This is a genomic window from Microbulbifer maximicatervae (SeqCode) (genome assembly GCF_052467825.1).
The window spans coordinates 2658728-2677185 of the sequence record NZ_CP174327.1; the positions used below are offsets into that span (position 1 = coordinate 2658728).

The 18458-nt window shown below is 52.4% G+C and carries 16 protein-coding genes and 1 tRNA gene; 10 read left to right on the forward strand and 7 right to left on the reverse strand.

The features are described 5' to 3' along the window. Positions 1 to 241: 241 nt before the first annotated feature. The 4 genes from ACJJII_RS11755 to ACJJII_RS11770 form a co-directional block, all read right to left on the reverse strand. Positions 242 to 853, reverse strand: a complete 612-nt coding sequence (locus ACJJII_RS11755; protein ID WP_444916319.1) for a Fic/DOC family protein — start codon at positions 851 to 853, stop codon at positions 242 to 244. A gap of 1 nt (position 854) precedes the next feature. Next, positions 855 to 1328 carry a YhfG family protein gene (locus ACJJII_RS11760; RefSeq protein ID WP_444916320.1) on the reverse strand — a complete coding sequence of 158 codons (474 nt, stop codon included), beginning with the start codon at positions 1326 to 1328 and terminating at the stop codon, positions 855 to 857. A 1057-nt stretch (positions 1329 to 2385) separates the two neighbouring features. Beyond that, the gene (locus ACJJII_RS11765) at positions 2386 to 3426 is read right to left on the reverse strand and encodes a DUF3800 domain-containing protein (RefSeq protein WP_444916321.1); all 1041 of its coding nucleotides are present in this window, start codon (positions 3424 to 3426) and stop codon (positions 2386 to 2388) included. Positions 3427 to 4024: 598 nt separating this feature from the next. Beyond that, positions 4025 to 4111, reverse strand: a tRNA-Leu gene (locus tag ACJJII_RS11770). Positions 4112 to 4289: 178 nt separating this feature from the next. Here ACJJII_RS11770 and queA point away from each other — a divergent pair. The 4 genes from queA to secF all read left to right on the forward strand — a co-directional run bounded on the left by queA (position 4290) and on the right by secF (position 9597). Next, entirely contained in the window at positions 4290 to 5363 is a 1074-nt protein-coding gene (queA, locus tag ACJJII_RS11775; RefSeq protein WP_444916322.1) for a tRNA preQ1(34) S-adenosylmethionine ribosyltransferase-isomerase QueA, read from the forward strand. A gap of 14 nt (positions 5364 to 5377) precedes the next feature. Continuing rightward, positions 5378 to 6496 (forward strand): tRNA guanosine(34) transglycosylase Tgt, encoded by a 1119-nt coding sequence (gene tgt, locus ACJJII_RS11780; protein ID WP_444894765.1) that lies wholly within the window; start codon positions 5378 to 5380, stop codon positions 6494 to 6496. Between the two features lie 219 nt (positions 6497 to 6715). Then, complete coding sequence (gene secD, locus ACJJII_RS11785; protein ID WP_444916323.1) at positions 6716 to 8584, forward strand: protein translocase subunit SecD; 1869 nt, start codon at positions 6716 to 6718, stop codon at positions 8582 to 8584. 11 nt (positions 8585 to 8595) lie between these two features. Further along, entirely contained in the window at positions 8596 to 9597 is a 1002-nt protein-coding gene (secF, locus tag ACJJII_RS11790) for a protein translocase subunit SecF (RefSeq protein ID WP_444894896.1), read from the forward strand. Between the two features lie 105 nt (positions 9598 to 9702). Here secF and ACJJII_RS11795 read toward each other — a convergent pair whose 3' ends face one another. The 3 genes from ACJJII_RS11795 to pyrC all read right to left on the reverse strand — a co-directional run bounded on the left by ACJJII_RS11795 (position 9703) and on the right by pyrC (position 11900). Beyond that, positions 9703 to 9897 carry a PFL_1563 family small protein gene (locus ACJJII_RS11795; protein ID WP_413664697.1) on the reverse strand — a complete coding sequence of 65 codons (195 nt, stop codon included), beginning with the start codon at positions 9895 to 9897 and terminating at the stop codon, positions 9703 to 9705. Between the two features lie 170 nt (positions 9898 to 10067). Continuing rightward, positions 10068 to 10739, reverse strand: coding sequence for a ribonuclease T (gene rnt, locus ACJJII_RS11800; RefSeq protein WP_282931564.1), 672 nt, complete (start codon positions 10737 to 10739; stop codon positions 10068 to 10070). A 129-nt stretch (positions 10740 to 10868) separates the two neighbouring features. Continuing rightward, a complete protein-coding gene (gene pyrC / locus ACJJII_RS11805) occupies positions 10869 to 11900 on the reverse strand; it encodes a dihydroorotase (protein WP_444894895.1) in 1032 nt (343 codons plus the stop codon). Positions 11901 to 12219: 319 nt separating this feature from the next. Here pyrC and ACJJII_RS11810 point away from each other — a divergent pair, with 319 nt between their 5' ends. The 6 genes from ACJJII_RS11810 to ccoG all read left to right on the forward strand — a co-directional run bounded on the left by ACJJII_RS11810 (position 12220) and on the right by ccoG (position 18397). Continuing rightward, complete coding sequence (locus ACJJII_RS11810) at positions 12220 to 13440, forward strand: argininosuccinate synthase (protein ID WP_413664699.1); 1221 nt, start codon at positions 12220 to 12222, stop codon at positions 13438 to 13440. Positions 13441 to 13595: 155 nt separating this feature from the next. Continuing rightward, complete coding sequence (gene ccoN, locus ACJJII_RS11815; protein ID WP_413664700.1) at positions 13596 to 15050, forward strand: cytochrome-c oxidase, cbb3-type subunit I; 1455 nt, start codon at positions 13596 to 13598, stop codon at positions 15048 to 15050. 11 nt (positions 15051 to 15061) lie between these two features. Beyond that, positions 15062 to 15679 carry a cytochrome-c oxidase, cbb3-type subunit II gene (ccoO, locus tag ACJJII_RS11820; protein WP_413664701.1) on the forward strand — a complete coding sequence of 206 codons (618 nt, stop codon included), beginning with the start codon at positions 15062 to 15064 and terminating at the stop codon, positions 15677 to 15679. An 18-nt stretch (positions 15680 to 15697) separates the two neighbouring features. Continuing rightward, a complete protein-coding gene (locus ACJJII_RS11825) occupies positions 15698 to 15931 on the forward strand; it encodes a cbb3-type cytochrome oxidase subunit 3 (RefSeq protein ID WP_413664702.1) in 234 nt (77 codons plus the stop codon). Continuing rightward, on the forward strand, positions 15931 to 16839 hold the full coding sequence (gene ccoP / locus ACJJII_RS11830) for a cytochrome-c oxidase, cbb3-type subunit III (RefSeq protein WP_444906137.1): 909 nt from the start codon (positions 15931 to 15933) through the stop codon (positions 16837 to 16839). The genes ACJJII_RS11825 and ccoP overlap by 1 nt, the downstream gene beginning before the upstream one ends. Before the next feature lie 139 nt (positions 16840 to 16978). Further along, complete coding sequence (gene ccoG / locus ACJJII_RS11835; protein ID WP_413664704.1) at positions 16979 to 18397, forward strand: cytochrome c oxidase accessory protein CcoG; 1419 nt, start codon at positions 16979 to 16981, stop codon at positions 18395 to 18397. The last annotated feature ends 61 nt before the right edge of the window (positions 18398 to 18458 follow it).

The following is an 18458-nucleotide window of genomic DNA, read 5'->3' on the forward strand; positions in this document are numbered from 1 at the left end:
CGACAATACTCATAGTTTTTACCAGACTCTGTATCTCTGCCACACAGAAATGCTCTTCGTACACAGCGGGAAACGCAGTGATAATAGGACGTGGCCTCTAGTGAGATTTGAGTACTGTGTAGAAGAGGCATTGGTTGCGCTTGAAGGTAGCACTTTTGTGGGTGTCTAGAATTGGTACTATTTTTGTGGATGTCCAGAATTTTTGTTGCAGAATTCTTGAAATTGTTGTTCTAGAGTCGTTTTATATAGAGGTTTCACTTAATTTGGGGCCAATACAACGATCAAATAAAGCAGACATTGGTGCATAATTACAGTTTACACCGGCTATATTGGCTGCGATCCATTCGTGCCGTGTAATACTTTCTAAATTAAATTCATGGCTAGTGTTAATAATGATATGCTCAAACAAGATACGCTGGGCGCGGCCATTACCCTCACGAAAAGGGTGAATCATATTTAGTTCGATATAGAATTCAGCGATTTCTGAGACAAGGGTGTTTCGATTGTGGTTTTCGTAATAGTCTGCATCCGCCAGTTTTTGAAATAGTTTGTTGGCTTCTGCCGTAACACGGGAGCAAGTGCAGAATCGTGTGTCACCTTTTGATATGTCGATGGTGCGTAGTTCACCTGCCCACCCATAGACATCCTCAAATAGTTGTCGGTGTATTGCCTTAAAATATTCGAACTTATATGGAGGTGGGTTAAATTCGATTTCTTCAACCGCTAGCTCTGTCAGGCGGGCTTCTACTTCTGCTAGTTCCTCATCATCTTCGATATTTAAGAGATTTATTAGTACATCACTATCGTGATAGCAGTAAGGATCATTACCAGTGCCGTATTTATCTAGCGTCATACTAACGATCAGCACTTTGTTGTAGTTTAGTATACTTCTCTTTCAGGGCGGTACGACGTTCGGCTCGCTCTTGAGGGCTATGCGTTGACGACTGGGAAGTTGATATAGTAAATCCTTCTAGCTTAAGACTATGGCGATAATTGTGTAACTTCACCTCATTGGCGTAACATTTTTTGAAGCGCGCAGGCTCGTACTCAAATACTTCCATTGTTTTATAAACTTGAAGATTCAGGGCATAAGCTTTGGGTTTAATTGATTTGCGACTTTCAAAAGTACCCCATGATTCGATTTGGTAATAGCCGGTTTTATTGGTGCCATGCCAATAGATAACAATGTCGAGGAGATCTTTTAGGTGCTTGAGGGCGATGTTGACCCGCTGGGCTGAGATACCTGTCTCCTCAGTGATCTTGGGGCAGGTAGGTCTATCCAATTGAACAAGGGCGGCTAATACAGCCATTTCATAGTCCATGTCCATTTGTGAGAGCTCCAGATATAATGCTTATCTGGGTATTGTAGCGTGAAATTAGTGACATGGCCAAGAGCTGATGGTTCTCCATGATTATGTGCTCAAAGGGAGAATGATGTAGATGTTTTTGAACTCAGAAAAGGATAATGTGGCGTTTGCTGTCAATAAATGTATAAAAATTTCCATATTTATAAATTTCGGGGCAAGTTGATTCGGTGCTTGGAGGATATGTGCTGGATAGTTTTAATGTTGATATATGGTTCGATCTAAGGAGTGAGTATTATGTTTTTATGTTTGAGGGGCTTTATTTTTAGTATCGCATTGAGCTCTTGGTGCAAACCTACGAAAGGGGAGGGAGAGTTGACGTTTACGTAGATACGAGGGATTAATAGTAATATGGGTTGGCTGGCAACGCATGCTCAGAAATTTTGACAAGGGCAGTTTTCTGAGTTTCTACCGTGGGCTTGAAACCTATTTCCCTGTGGCGATCAAATGGCTCTTTAGGATCAATAAAGTCAACTTACATGTATCTAGGGTTAGGGCTGATTGTAAGCCCTCCTCTTGAGTGGTTGCCAAGTTTAAAAATTTATAACCTTATTTAGCTTTCTGAATTCTTCGAGCTTAGATGATGCAGGGTCATCTGCTGTCTTTGTGTGGGGTTCCCTTATGTTAAGTCATAGTCGTAGGCATATTTCGATTTATACGATATGCTTGCTAGGGTGTTTATTGTCATGGCTGTAGGTTTGAGGGCGATATTTAAATTGATGTTTCCAGGTCTTGTCTTGATCGGGGTGGCGTTAGGTTATTCTATGCCTAATTTTGCAAAGGCTTTTCGTAATCTTTCATGTTGTAGTTTTGGATCTGCTTCAGTGAAGCATGGCTGCTCCCTGTATTTTTTGTGGAGTTTGTGAGTTTGTTTAATATTTCTCCTGGTGAATACTACTTTTACGGGTGTCCAGAATTATTTTAGATTTCAGGAGCCTTGTTTCTCAGTCTCAGCCCAAGGATTCCATCATCGCGAACAATCTTATCCTCAAAACTGCCCGAAGTATTAAAATACTACGAGTTAACTGAAATGCTCTTCAAAGTAGTTAATCATTTCATTTGACTGGGACCCCCGTCTAAAATTATTGTTCTCGCTTATGTTTGAATTTGGTAGTAAGTGGATCAGTTGGTTGTCTTTGTAAAGTTTGTAAATAATATTGTTGTATTCATTGGTTTTTCTTCCTGTGATAGCCTTTGATCCATCTATGATGCCTCCAACAAGAATGTCAGCAAGTTGAACCCCGGATGATTTTTTTGAGTCAACTTGAGTTATGCTGACTAACTTTAAAGGGAATTTTAATTTTGTTAGTTGGGATAGTCTAAAGCAAGTGTTATTTTGGTGTTTTATTATTTCTTGTAGAAATTTGTCGTATTGCTCAAGGTTTTTAGAGCGATCATGGATGATGTCGTAACTGTGGTCTAATAAGTCCTCTAATCTTGTTATTATGGATAGAAGTGCTACAAGTGCGCCGTCAGTGGAGGTTTCCTCGCTAGTTATCGATTTTTTGCATGCATTGTTCTCCTCCGCTAGCGGTCCAAATACCTCGGGAAGCTTCCTCCACGGTGAGCTTTTTATTTCTTCGATAAGCCCTATTACTGATATTTCACTTTTGGATTTCATTGCATACTGGAAAAGCTCTAATATTTTCCGGAATTTATGGCCCGTTAAGATGGCGTGGCCTTCGTAATATAGTGCTGAAGCTAAATTGTAGAGCGATCCAGCTTCGTAAAAATTAGTCCCTTTTTCATGGTAAAAGGGTTCTGTTGCATAATTTAAAAAATGTAAGATGAGTAAATATTTTTTATTGCATATGTAGCTTACGCAATCAAATTTAGTTAGGAGTTCCTTTTGTAGTGCGAGCAAGTTTTCCCAATGGTTTTCTCTGCGTGCTAATCTGCTATATTTTAGTTCATTTGATCTTAGATTGGGGAAATGCTTTCCAATCAGTTCACTTGCGTCATGATCTGAAATGTAAACAGCTGATGCGGCTTGAAAAGGTTGTTCCTGGTTTAGTAGGTCGTAACCTGTATAGCCACTCTCATCTATAAAAACAGACTTCATCTTTGTACCCACTGTTTAGGTGTCAGCTGATGGTAGCGTTTGCTAGCTTTTCTTATGGGGTTTACTTTGTTCCCGCTTAGAATGTATTTCTTAACAAAATCTTATCACTCAGAGAGGGTGCTCCAAAACCTGTAGCACACAGCAATCACGCCCTAATGAAATTTCAAAACTCTTCCCTGAAGCAACCAAAACTATCAATTCCCTTCAAACCCCGGAATTTCTGTAGCTTCCATGCAGGTCTGATCAAAAATACATCAGCAAAAGGGCTGCCGGTCACTCCTCCCCACGCTTGCCGATTTTTGTCGCTCTTTTAGTTGATGAAATGAGACTAGCGGCCCTGGCCTGAGCTGGTGCGGGGTTTGGGTAAGAATTGGATTTCACACTTTGAAGAGTTGTGAAGAGAAATGAAGAGAAGCTTCACAAGGGGAAAGCAATAGATTGATGGTGTCCACATGTGGGCAAGGGGGGGGGCAAAAAAATCCGGTGTGGACACAATGTGGTCACTCTGGAGCTTTTAAGCGCCATTCTTCAAAATTGAGGGAAGGTAAGCCAGAAACAAAAAAACCGCAAAAGCCTACGCTATCGCGGGTTTGAGATATGGTACCAGAGGCCGGACTCGAACCGGCACGCTTTTAAGGGCGGGGGATTTTGAATCCCCTGTGTCTACCAATTTCACCACTCTGGCACTTTCGCTGCTCGACCTTGGGGTCGGTGCGAAGAGGGCGTGATTATAGCAATGCTTTCGCTTGGGTCAACCAGTGATTTCAATAACTTAGCGCATTTTCTGTCGTCCCAGTTAACAGCTCCTAAAATTTCCTATAACCTTCGCGACCTCTCCATAGTTTCTAGATTTCCAGGATTCCATGCAGCGTCAGGACTTTGACTTTCATCTGCCCGATGAGCTGATCGCCCGCGCGCCCACCGAGGAGCGCCGTGGCAGCCGTCTTTTGTGTCTGGATGGGCCCAGCGGGGCCATTGCACATCGGCAGTTCCCAGATATTCTCGATCAGGTCCAAGCTGGTGACCTGATAGTCTTTAACGATACCCGGGTGATTCCGGCGCGTTTGTTCGCGCAGAAGGAGACCGGCGGTAAGTTGGAAATCCTGGTGGAGCGGGTGCTCAACGAGACGGATATCTGGGCCCATGTGCGCTCCAGTAAGTCGCCTAAGCCCGGTTCCACCATCGTCCTCGAGGACGGCACCCGTATAGAGGTGACAGGCCGCAAGGATGCACTGTTTGAATTGTCCTTCCCTAAAGAAGAAGGTGTGCTGGCGATTCTGGACCGCCTCGGCCATATGCCGCTGCCTCCTTATATTGATCGTGAAGACGATGCCAGCGATCGCGAGCGCTACCAAACCGTATACGGCCGCAACGCCGGTGCTGTGGCCGCGCCGACGGCGGGGCTGCACTTTGATGATGAGATGATCGGCGCATTGCGGGATAAAGGTGCCGAGGTTGTCTTCGTCACCCTGCATGTGGGCGCTGGTACTTTCCAGCCGGTGCGCGTGGACAATATTTATGAGCACCAGATGCACAGCGAAGTGCTGGATGTCTCCCAGGATGTGGTGGATGCGGTAGCCGCTTGCCGCGCTCGCAATGGCAGCGTGATTGCGGTGGGTACCACCAGTGTGCGCGCGCTGGAAAGTGCGGCGCGCAGTGGCCAGTTACAGGCCACGGTGGGGGAGACAGATATCTTTATTTATCCCGGTTATGAATTCCAGGTTGTGGATAAATTGATCACCAACTTCCATCTGCCGGAGTCCACCTTATTGATGCTGGTGAGTGCCTTCGCGGGGTACCAGCACACGATGGCCGCTTATAAGGCCGCTGTTGAGGAGCGCTATCGCTTCTTTAGTTACGGCGATGCCATGTTTATTACCCGCGATCCCAATGCCAAAAAAGAAGAAGTAGCACTAGCGAAAGGAGATACCCAGTGAGCCGCGAATGTTTTATGCAGTTTGAAGTGGATACCACTGATGGCAAGGCCCGTCGCGGCCGCTTGCGTTTCCCTCGCGGTGTAGTGGAAACCCCGGCGTTTATGCCGGTGGGCACTTACGGCACCGTGAAAGGTATGTTGCCGAGGGATATCGAAGGGATCGGTGCACAGATTATTCTGGGCAACACCTTCCACCTGATGCTGCGCCCGGGTACCGAAGTGGTTAAAGCCCACGGCGATCTGCATGACTTTACTCAATGGTCCGGCCCGATCCTTACCGACTCCGGCGGTTTCCAGGTGTTTAGCCTGGGTGAGCTGCGCAAGATTACGGAAGAGGGGGTTTCTTTCCGCTCGCCTATCGATGGCAGCCCGGTATTCCTGGACCCAGAAGAGTCCATGCGCGTTCAGCGGGACCTGGGTTCCGATATCGTCATGATCTTCGATGAGTGCACCCCTTATCCGGCCACCACTGACGAAGCGCGCAAATCTATGGAGTTGTCCCTGCGTTGGGCGGAGCGTTCCAAGAAGGCTCACGGAGATAGCCCGTCGGCGCTGTTCGGTATTGTGCAGGGCGGTATGTACCCGGAGTTGCGCGATGTGTCCCTGCGCGGCCTGACCGAGATTGGTTTCGATGGCTATGCCATTGGCGGCTTGTCTGTGGGTGAGCCGAAAGATGAGATGATCAAGGTATTGGATCACCTGGCTCACAAGATGCCGGAAGATAAGCCGCGCTACCTGATGGGCGTGGGTAAGCCGGAGGATATTGTCGAGGCGGTGCGTCGCGGTGTGGATATGTTCGACTGTGTCATGCCCACTCGCAATGCGCGCAACGGCCACCTGTTTACCTTCGAAGGCGTGGTGAAAATCCGCAACGCCAGGCACCGTCACGATACGGGTCCCTTGGAGGAAGAATGCGATTGCTACACCTGTGAGAATTTCTCCCGCGCTTACCTGCATCACTTGGATCGCTGTGGTGAAATTCTCGGTGCGCAGCTGAATACGATTCACAATTTGCGCCACTACCAGCGCTTAATGCAAAAGCTGCGCGATGCCATTGCCGCCAATGAGTTGGAGGCTTATGTCGCCGAGTTCTACCGTGGTCTGGGCCGCGAGGTTCCAGCGCTGGAGGCCTGATCAGGCGTCGCTTTTACCCTGCCTGGGGTGCTGCCCGTCTCATTGCGGCACCCCTGTAATTTGTCCGTTCCCACGATCCCCGTATAATCAGCCCCCACTTTTATTGGGGGCGGTGTACCTTGCATTCTGCGTATACTGCCCGCATATCCAGGCAAATTGCTTAGGCAGATTGCCAAGATTTACCGGCCCTCGGGGTCACACTAGAACAATGAGAACAGCATGAATCGCTACCCGATCTGGAAGTACTTTCTGATTCTCGCGGTTGTGGCCTTTGGCCTGATGTACGCCGCGCCCAATCTCTATAAGCCGGACCCTGCCGTGCAGATTTCCGGGCAATCCAGTGCACTCACCATCGGCCCCGATGTCCTTGCGAATGCACAAAAAGCCCTGGATGAAGCGGGTATTGCTCACTTCGGCGGTGAAGTTGGGGACAAGTCAGTACTGATCCGCTTGAACTCCATGGAGGAGCAGTTGCCGGCGAAAGAGGTGATTCAAAAAGCTCTCGGTACCACCAACTATGTTGTCGCCCTGAACCTGGCTTCCACCACGCCCCAGTGGATGAAAGATATCGGCGCTAGCCCGATGAAGCTCGGTCTGGATCTGGCGGGTGGTGTTCACTTCCTGATGGAAGTCGACACCAACACCATCGTCAAGAACAACATGGAAAGCTACGAGCAGGAAGTGAAAAGCAAACTGCGCGAAGCCAAGGCCCGTTACCGCAATGTGGAATTGGTGGATGATCGCGAGATTATTGCCCGTTTCCGCAACGATGAGCTGCGCAGCCGGGCGATGTCCACCCTGCGCAAGGAATTTCCGCAGCTTCAGTTGCGCGAGTCCGGCAGCGGTGAAAACCTGGAGATCCGCGCAACCCTGACCGATCAGGAAATCAAGCAGCTGGAAGATTACGCAGTAACCCAGAACCTCACCACCCTGCGCAATCGGGTGAACGAGCTGGGTGTTGCTGAGCCGATCGTACAGCGCCAGGGCCGCAACCGTATCGTTGTGGAGCTGCCCGGTGTACAGGACACCGCAGAGGCCAAGCGTATTATCGGTAAGACTGCCAACCTCGAATACCGTATGGAAGCTCGCCCAGATGAGCTGGTTTCCAACAAGGAATACTTCGATTACCGCGATGAGCGTCAGGCGCAGATGTACGGTGGTGCCTGGTTGGAGCGCCAGATCATTATCAAGGGTGACAGCGTTACCAATGCCCGCGTCGGTTACGACGAGAGCGGCTTCCCGCAGGTAAATATCACCCTCGACGCCCGTGGCGGCGAGATGATGCACCGCGCTACCTGGAAAAATGTCGGTCGCCGTATGGGCACCCTGTTTATCGAGACTCGCTTTGAGCCGGTAACTGAGATCGACGAAAATGGTAACGAAGTTACCGTGCAGAAGCGCACTGAAGAGCGAAAAATTATCAGCCTGGCCACAGTACAGAGTGCCCTGGGCAAGCAGTTCCGCACCACCGGTCTGGATAGCCCGGCCGAAGCCCAGGAACTGGCCCTGTTGCTGCGTGCTGGTGCCCTGGCTGCGCCCATGTACTTTGTGGAAGAGCGTGTGATCGGCCCATCCCTGGGTGCTGATAACATCAAGGTGGGTGTGCAATCCGTACAGATCGGTCTGCTGGCCGTGATTATCTGTATGCTGATTTCCTACCGCGTATTTGGCTTGGCTGCGAACCTGGCCCTGGCGGTGAATATGATCCTGCTGGTGGCGGTGATGTCGCTGCTGGGTGCAACCCTCACGCTGCCTGGTATCGCCGGTATCGTATTGACCGTGGGTATGGCGGTGGATGCCAACGTGCTTATATTCTCGCGAATACGGGAGGAGCTCAGGAATGGGATGCCTCCCCAGACAGCGATCAGTGCCGGTTTTGACAATGCTTACAGCACCATTGTGGATGCGAACATCACCACCCTGATTGTGGCGGTGATCCTGTATGCCATTGGTTCCGGTCCGGTACAGGGCTTCGCGGTAACCCTGTCTATCGGTATTCTCACCTCCATGTTCAGTGCCATCATGGGTACGCGAGCAATTGTTAACTTGTTCTACGGCGGTCGCCGTGTGCAGAAGCTCTGGATTTAAGGGAGTCAGTCATGAGTGAGACCAAAGTGGATAACGGCAAAATTACCGAGTACATGGGCAAGCGCGTCTACGACTTTATGCGCTGGCGCAAGATCGCCGGGATTGTCTCGGTGGTGCTGGTACTTTCCTCTATCGCCGCACTGGCAATGAACGGCCTGAAGTTCGGCCTGGACTTTACCGGTGGTACCCAGGTTGAAGTGGGCTACGAGGTAACGCCTTTTATCAGCGACGTGCGCGATCAGCTGGAAGCAGCGGGTTACGACGGTGCCACGGTAGTGAATTTTGGTTCTGAAAAGGACCTGCTGATCAAGTTGCCCCCTGCGGTGACCGAGGAAGAAATCCAGATCAGCGCTACCGATCAGGAAACAACGACACCGATCGGTGACAAGGTTGTCGCTCTCCTGAGAGAGGGCAGTGAGGGCGATGTTGAGCTGCGCCGTGTCGAGATGGTGGGCCCTCAGGTAGGCGCCGAGCTGCGCGACGACGGCGGCTTGGGCATGATGCTGGCCCTGTTTATGGTAATGATCTACGTTGCCCTGCGCTTCCAGTACAAGTTCTCTTTCGGCGCTGTAGCGGCTCTGGGCCACGATGTGATTATCGTGCTGGGCTTCTTTGCGGTGATGGGATTGGACTTCGATTTAACCGTGCTGGCGGCCGTGTTGGCGGTGATCGGTTACTCCCTGAACGATACTATCGTGGTATCGGACCGTATCCGCGAGAACTTCCGCAAGGTGCGCAAGGCTGAGTCTGAGGAGATTATCAATATCTCTATCAGCCAGACCCTGGGCCGTACCTTTATGACGTCCTTCACCACCTTGCTGGTGCTGTGGGCGCTGCAGTTCTTCGGTGGCGAATTGATCCACAACTTCTCCCTGGCCTTGATCGTGGGTGTGGTTGTGGGTACTTACTCCTCTGTTTACGTAGCTGCCAACGTGCTGATGGCTTTGAATATCAACAAAGAAGACCTGATGCCGCCGGTGAAAGAGGGCGCAGAACTGGAAGAAATGCCCTGATGTGAATGAGAAGTGGCTGCGTTGACGCAGCCATATTCGAGCGGCCCCGGCCGCGCTTTGCTGCTGGTCAGCGGAGCGCCGTCGGGGTTTTTTATTGCGCGGAGGTTAGGCTCTGGGCTTTTTGCCGAGGGTGATGTGCTTGGGGCCGGAAGTATTGGTCTGGCCGCTCACCCCTTTGGGCACCTGCTCGATCTCACCGCCACCGGCGAGGAACGCCTTTACCTGCTCCTCGATACTTTCGCTGGTCTCGAGGGGAGCGGCTTGTTTGCGATTGGAGGAAGAGGAAGGTTTCTTGGCCACGGCGCTATCCGGTTTTTATGTGTAAGCGGGCCATATTAGCACGGCTTGCACAAAAAATCACCCAAGTGGCCAGAGTCTGCACATAGCGGGTGTTTTGTCGACAGCTTTCGAATAATTCTGTCGTTTTTGGATAAATCGGGCCGCTTCGAGGCAGCCCGGAAGATAGTGCGTTATTCAGCTTCTTCTGTGGTTTCTTCGGTTTCCAGCGGCCAACCGCCCATCTCTTTCCACTTGTTCACGATGCCGCAAAACAGGGTTGCGGTTTTTTCTGCGTCGTACTCGGCGGAGTGGGCGCAGTTGTTATCAAACTCGATTCCAGCAACCTGGCAAGCTTTGGCCAATACGGTCTGGCCGTAGGCGAGGCCGGCGAGACTGGCGGTATCGAAGCAGGAGAAGGGGTGAAATGGGTTGCGCTTGATACCGGTCCGCTCGACTGCTGCATTGACGAAGCCCAGGTCGAAGTGGGCATTGTGGGCAACCACGATGGCGCGGGTGCAGCTGTGCTTTTTCACGGCGCTGCGAATCTTGCGGAACAGCTCGGGGATGGCGATTTCTTCAGGCCAGGCGTCGCGGTCCGGGGATTCCAGGTCGATGCCAATAAAGTCGAGAGCGGATTGCTCAACATTGGCGCCCTCAAAAGGCTCCAGGTGGAAACTGTGGGTCTCCAGCGGGAAGAGGTTGCCGGAGTCATCCATGTCGAGGATAACCGCAGAAATTTCCAGCAGTGCATCGGTGCGGGCGTTAAAGCCGCCGGTTTCAAGGTCGATGACCACGGGCAGAAAGCCTCGGAATCGCTGGGCGAGAGAGCTTTTTGGTCCTGTGGGTTCTTCGGCGGGTGTCACGGTGGTTCCTTGTAAATCTTGTCTTCAGGCCAGCAGCATTTGGCGCTGGTGGGGCAGGGTATTGTATTCGAATTGCGGCGCCTGCCGGGAGTGTTCTCCCGCAGGCGCTGTAATCAGGGCACTCGCCGATTACGCAAGTTGCCAGTTTAAGGTTTCACCGGCTGCGAGGGGAATCAGATTTTCACCACCCATATCCAGTTTTTCCGGCAGGGTCCAGGGGCTCTTGACCAGGGTGATGGTGCCCTCGTTGCGCGGCAGCTCGTAAAAGTCGGGGCCGAACTCACTGGCAAAGCCTTCCAGCTTGTCCAGTTTGCCCGCGCGCTCGAATACTTCTGCGTAGAGCTCAATAGCGGAGTAGGCGGTATAGCAGCCGGCGCAACCACAGGAGTGTTCTTTTTTGTGGTGGGCGTGGGGGGCTGAGTCGGTGCCGAGGAAAAACTTCGGGTTACCGCTGGTGGCCGCTTCGATCAGTGCATTTTGATGGTAGCCGCGCTTGAGGATCGGCAGGCAGTAAAAATGCGGCTGGATACCGCCAACCAGCATATGGTTGCGGTTGTACAGCAGGTGGTGTGCAGTAATGGTTGCGGCAACGCCTTCGCGGGCACCTTGTACAAACTCTACTGCTTGGGCGGTGGTGATATGTTCAAACACCACTTTCAGCGTGGGGAAATCATCTACCAGGCGGGACAGGGTTTTCTCGATAAAAGCCTGCTCGCGGTCGAAGATATCGATATCGCTGGTGGTCACTTCACCGTGTACCAGCAGCTTCATACCGCAGGCCTGCATTTCTTCCAGGGCCGGGTAGATGTTGGCGATATCGGTAACGCCGGAATCTGAGTTGGTGGTCGCGCCCGCTGGGTACAGTTTGGCGGCGATAACGCCGGCTTCATGGGCCTTGCGAATAACGGCGGCGTCGGTCTTGTCAGTGAGGTAGATCACCATCAAGGGTTCGAAAGGAGTGTCGGCGGGAACATTGGCGTTGATACGTTCCTTATATGCCACTGCACTTTCGGCATCGGTCACTGGGGGTACCAGGTTGGGCATTACAATCACGCGGCGGAATTGTTTTGCAGCATCGGGCACGGTGCGCCCGAGAGCGGCGCCGTCGCGCAGGTGAATGTGCCAGTCGTCGGGGGCGCGAAGGGTAATTTGCTCCGTCATGGTACTCCGTAAAGCTTCTTAGCGTAGTGAGTCGTTGTGCGGCGCGAATGCTACCCGAAGCTGTACAAAATTGCGATGCACGAAAAGGTTAAAAATCAATCAATTGTGCTTACTCGCGCCTTGGCGCTAGTCGATCGCGAGCTTAGGCGCTACAATCGCGCCCCGACAAAGAGTGTGGGTATTGTTGTGCCCGCAATTTACCGATCCTGGGCATATCTCCAAGAATAACTCCCCCAGACCGACACTAGTTTCGCGTAGTGGCATTCCCCGTCTCCGCGGTTTAGTCGTGGCGGCGTATTTCCGGCAGCAGAGGACAGCAATGAGCAAAATCGAAAAGGTGGTACTGGCATACTCCGGTGGATTGGATACGTCAGTAATCGTGCGATGGTTGCAGGAGACTTACGGTTGTGAAGTGGTGACTTTCACCGCTGATATCGGCCAGGGTGAAGAGGTGGAACCGGCCCGTGCCAAGGCCGAGGCCCTCGGGGTTAAAGAGATTTATATCGACGATCTGCGCGAAGAGTATGTGCGCGATTTCGTTTTCCCGATGTTCCGCGCCAATGCGATTTATGAAGGGGAGTACCTGCTGGGTACCTCTATTGCGCGCCCGCTGATCGCCAAGCGCCTGATTGAGATTGCCAACGAGACTGGCGCCGATGCCATTTCCCACGGTGCTACCGGTAAAGGTAATGACCAGGTGCGCTTCGAACTGGGCGCTTACGCGCTGAAGCCGGGCATTCAGGTGATTGCCCCCTGGCGCGAGTGGGACCTGAACTCCCGCGAAAAGCTGATGCAGTACTGCGAGCAGCACAATATTCCGGTGGACTTCTCTTCCAGCAAGAAGAAATCCCCTTACTCCATGGATGCCAACCTGCTGCACATCTCTTACGAGGGCGGCAACCTCGAAGACCCCTGGGCGGAAGCCGAAGAGGATATGTGGCGCTGGAGTGTGAGCCCCGAGGCGGCTCCAGAAGAACCCACCTACATTACTTTGGGTTTTGAGAAGGGCGATCCCGTTTCCATCGACGGTGAGCGCTTAAGCCCTGCTACTTTGCTTGAGAAGCTGAACAAGTTGGGCGGAGCCAACGGTATCGGTCGTCTGGATATCGTGGAAAACCGCTACGTGGGAATGAAGTCCCGCGGCTGCTATGAAACACCGGGCGGCACCATTTTGATGAAGGCGCACCGCGCCATTGAGTCCATTACCCTGGATCGCGAAGTTGCGCACATGAAGGATTCCCTGATGCCGCGCTACGCCGAGCTGGTTTACAACGGTTACTGGTGGTCCCCGGAGCGCAGCATGCTGCAGGCTGCGATCGATGAGTCCCAGGATGTGGTTAACGGCGAAGTTCGCCTGAAACTGTACAAAGGCAGCGTGAGTGCTGTGGGCCGTCGCTCTGCGGACAGCCTCTTCGATGAGCGTATCGCTACCTTCGAAGACGATGCTGGCGCTTACGACCAGAAGGATGCAGAGGGCTTTATCAAGCTCAACGCCCTGCGCCTGCGCATTGCCGCAGGTAAAGGAAGAAAATTGATTTAGTTGATTTAGATCAGCAATCACCGGGCAAGGATGCGCTTAAATCCTTATCCGGCCAATAGTAACCACAGTGCCTCACACATTGTGGTTACACACCTTCTGTGGTGGGCCAGTCCCGCACAGTGGAACCGAATCTTAAAAGCAACGGAAGTAAAAACATGACGACAACGGTGGCAAAGACCGGCCCTGTGCCGGACTATGACTACAATATCGTGCGCCAGTTCACCATCATGTCCGTGGTCTGGGGCATTTTTGGTATGGGCATGGGCGTATTGATCGCAGCCCAGCTAGCCTGGCCTGAACTCAACGACTTTTGGCAGCCCTTCTCGCACTTCGGGCGCTTGAGGCCCCTGCACACCAACGCGGTAATTTTCGCCTTTGGTGGTAGTGTTCTCTTTGCCACTTCTTACTATGTGGTACAGCGTACCTGTCAGGTCCGCCTTTGGGGTGGCTGGCTGATCCCCTTCACCTTCTGGGGATGGCAGGCCGTTATCGTCGCCGCGGCAATTACTCTGCCGATGGGCTTCACTTCCACCAAGGAATACGCTGAGCTCGAGTGGCCTATCGATATCCTGATTGCCCTGGTTTGGGTTGCTTACGCGCTGGTGTTCTTCGGCACCATCATGAAGCGTAAGACTTCTCACATCTACGTGGCGAACTGGTTCTTCGGTGCTTACATCGTAACTATTGCTGTTCTCCATATTGTTAATAACCTGGAGATTCCTGTTGGCCCGTTCAAGTCCTACTCTATCTATTCGGGCACTAAGGACGCAATGATCCAGTGGTGGTATGGCCACAACGCAGTAGGGTTCTTCCTGACTGCAGCCTTCCTCGGCATCATGTACTACTTCGTACCTAAGCAAGCTGGTCGTCCGGTTTATTCCTACCAGCTGTCTATCGTTCACTTCTGGGCACTGATCTCCCTGTACGTATGGGCTGGTGGTCACCACCTGCACTACTCAGCGCTGCCCGACTGGGCTCAGAGCCTGGCGATGGTTATGTCCCTGATTCTGCTGGCACCTTCCTGGGGCGGTATGATCAACGGCATCATGACCCTGTCCGGAGCATGGCATAAGCTGCGCACCGACCCGACCCTGCGCTTCCTGGTGGTATCCCTGTCCTTCTACGGTATGTCTACCTTCGAAGGTCCGATGATGTCCATCAAGACTGTAAACGCCCTGTCTCACAACACTGACTGGACCGTTGGCCACGTACACTCCGGCGCTTTGGGCTGGGTTGCCATGATCTCTATCGGTGCTCTGTATCACTTGGTTCCGGTTCTGTGGAAACGCCGCGAAATGTACAGCTCCAAGCTGATCAACGCGCACTTCTGGCTGGCCACTGTAGGTACTGTTCTGTACATCGCCGCTATGTGGGTTAACGGTATTACCCAGGGCCTGATGTGGCGTGCATTTAACGCCGACGGCACCCTGACTTACAGCTTCGTAGAGAGTGTTGTAGCCAGCCATCCGGGCTATGTAGTTCGCTGGTTGGGCGGCGCCATGTTCCTGGTGGGTATGCTGCTGATGGCTTACAACGTTTACCGCACGATTACCGAGAAGGTAAACGATGCCGAAGCCGATAATACCGTTCGAGCAGTGCCTGCGGCATAGGAGTTTAGATCGTGAAGAATCATGACCTCGTAGAAAAAAACATCGGCTGGATGATCTTTTTCACCATTATCGCCATCAGTTTCGGCGCCCTGGTTGAGATCGTTCCGCAGTTCTTTACCAAGGATAACTACACGCCGCTGCCGGGGCAGAAGCCGCTGACAGCAATGGAGCTGGAAGGTCGCGATATCTACATTCGCGAAGGCTGCCACGTTTGCCACACTCAGATGATTCGTCCTCTGCGTGCGGAAGTTGAGCGTTACGGCCACTACTCCATGGCTCAGGAATCCATTTACGAGCACCCCTTCCTGTGGGGCTCCAAGCGTACCGGTCCAGACCTGGCGCGCGTAGGTGGACGCTACTCTGATGAATGGCAGCGCGCGCACTTGTACAACCCGCGCAGCGTTGTGCCTGAGTCAATCATGCCTGCTTACCCCTGGTTGTTCGACAATGTGGTAACTGGCGAATACACCGCACGTAAGATGGAAGCGCTGCGCTTCGTCGGTGTGCCCTACACCGATGACGACATCGCCAATGCCGCTGAGCCTTTCAAAGGTGGCAAGGTCAAGGAAATTGACGCGCTGGTCGCTTACTTGCAACAGCTGGGTACCCTGGTTACCCAAAAACGCTAATAGCGAGGAAGGAAACTCGTGACTATTGAAACTTTGCGGGAAATCGGTCTGGTTCTGGGCTCTGTGGCTTTTCTGGCTATCTGCTGGTGGGCCTTCTCTCCGAAGCGCAAGAAGCGCTTCGAAGAAGATGCCAATTTGCCATTTGCCGATGAAGAGCGACAAGCCGACAAGGACAAGTCGGCCGCTCAGCAGGACGAATCCAATTCCGGGGATAAACCCGGAGCCAATCGAAAACAGGGGCAGGATAAGTAATGAGTACATTCTGGAGTGTGTGGGTAATTGTGCTCACCCTCGCCAATCTGGCGTTGATTACCTGGGTGCTGTTCGCCAACCGAAAGGTGGCAGTGGATGACCAGGCTGAACCGGAAAACAAAACCACGGGCCACGTTTACGACGGCATCGAGGAATACGACAACCCGCTGCCCAAGTGGTGGTTCATGTTGTTCATTGCCACCCTGGTGTTCTCTGCGGGATATCTGGTGGTTTACCCGGGTCTGGGTAACTTCAAAGGTGTCGGCAACTGGACTTCTGTCGGTGCATTGGAAGCTTCCCAGGCTAAGGCTCAGGAGAGATTCCACGAGACCTTCGGTAAGTACGAGAATATGCCTATCGAGCAGATTGCGCAGAGCCCCGAAGCCCTCAAGATGGGTTCCCGGATCTTCGCTAACAACTGTGCGGTATGTCACGGTGCAGATGCCGGCGGTAACTTCGGCTTCCCGAACCTGACCGATAACGCCTGGCTGTACGGCGGCACCCCGGAGAAAATCCTGGAAACCCTGTACAACGGTCGCCAGGGCATGATGCCTCCTCAGGGTCCGGTTATCGGTGAAGAAGGTGTTAGAAATGCGACAGAGTATGTTCTCTCCCTGAACGGCCTGGAGCATGACACCGCCATGGCCGCCGAAGGTCAGAAGGTATTCAACACCGTGTGTATGGCTTGTCACGGTATGGATGCCAAAGGCAACCAAATGCTGGGTGCGCCGAACCTGACCGACGACATCTGGCTGTACGGTAGCAATCGCGAACAGATCCAACACACTATTCGCGGTGGTCGTACAAATATGATGCCCGCGCAAAAAGATAAACTGCGTGAAGACAAAATCCGCCTCGTAGCGGCCTATGTCTACAGCCTGTCGCAGCAGGAAGAAGAAAAGCAGTAATTAACTATTGAGGCCCGGCATTTGCTGGGCCTTGTTTTATCAAGGGACTCCGGGCGCTGCAGGGACGGAGAAAAAAGCCTCAACATAAGGGGCTACCTGGCCCACGTACAAGATGTGCCCGTGCGAGAGTGAGGTTTGTGTGAGTGATTTAATTCCAACCCGTGAGGAACAGGAAGGTGATGGCGAAGTTCGCTATCGCATGCTGTATGAGTCGGAAGACAAAGTCTACATCCGACATATCAAGGGTGTTTTCACCCGTGTTCGCAAATATACCGGCCTGCCTTTGCTGCTGGCTTTCTTCTTCCTACCTTGGATCAATATCGACGGGCGCCAGTCGGTCTTCTTTGATCTCCCCACCCGCCAATTCCATATTTTCTGGACTACTTTCGGCCCCCAGGACGGCTTCCTTCTAGGTTGGCTGCTGATCATTGCCGCCTTCGCGCTGTTTGCGGTCACCACTTTACTAGGCAGGGTGTGGTGTGGCTTCACCTGTCCGCAGACCGTCTGGACCATGATGTTTATCTGGGCAGAAAGGGTTTGTGAAGGCGATCGCAACAAGCGAATGAAGCTCGACAAGGCCCCCTGGAACCTGGAAAAAGTTCTGCGCAAGGGCGGCACACATACCATCTGGCTGTTGATCTCGCTGGCAACTGCACTGGCCTTTGTGGGTTATTTCTACGGGGTGCGCGAGCTGGTAGTGGATCTGGCGACGTTTAACGCGCACCCGCAGGGTGTTTTCTGGGTAGCATTCTTCACTTTTGCCACCTATATGAACGCCGGCTTCCTGCGTGAGCAGGTGTGTAAATACATGTGCCCCTATGCCCGTTTCCAGTCGGTGATGTACGACGAGGATACGCTGGCGGTTTACTACGATGCCAAGCGGGGTGAGACCCGTGGTCCGCGCAAAAAGAACGTGGACTACAAGGCGGAAGGTATGGGCGACTGTATCGACTGCTACTGGTGTGTTCAGGTGTGTCCGGTGGATATCGATATCCGCGACGGCATGCAGTACGAATGTATCAACTGCGGCCTCTGTGTCGATGCGTGTAATAGCGTGATGGACAAGATGGGCTATGAGCAGGGCTTGATTCGCTTTACCTCTGAGGACGAATTGCAGGGTGGAAAGACCCGCTTCCTGCGCCCGCGCCTATTTGGCTACGCGTTGATACTGGTTGCGATGACCGGCCTGTTTGCACAGCAAGTGATGACTCGGAGCCCTATCGAGGCAGAAATCACTCGCGACCGCGGTGCTCGTATGTTCCGTGAGTCTCAGGGGCAGGTGCAAAACGTCTACACGGTAAAAATCAACAATATGGATCAGGCTCCCCACGAATTCACCATCAAGGTGGAAGGTAAGCCTGAATACGATTACTCCATTCGCAAGCCGAAGACGATTTACCTGGTGCCTGGAGAGATGTTCTCCGTTCCCATTCGGGTAAGCGTTCCCAGAGACCAGCTGAAGGATACCAAGCACGATATCGAGATTGTTGTCCAAGCAGTCGACAATCCTGAGCTGGTTGATAAGCACCGAACGGTGTTTATTGGTCCAAAGCAGTAGACGGGACGCCAATCCCGTTGCAAAGTACGGGCCCGCCCAGGCGGGCTCGACTTTTGTGCAC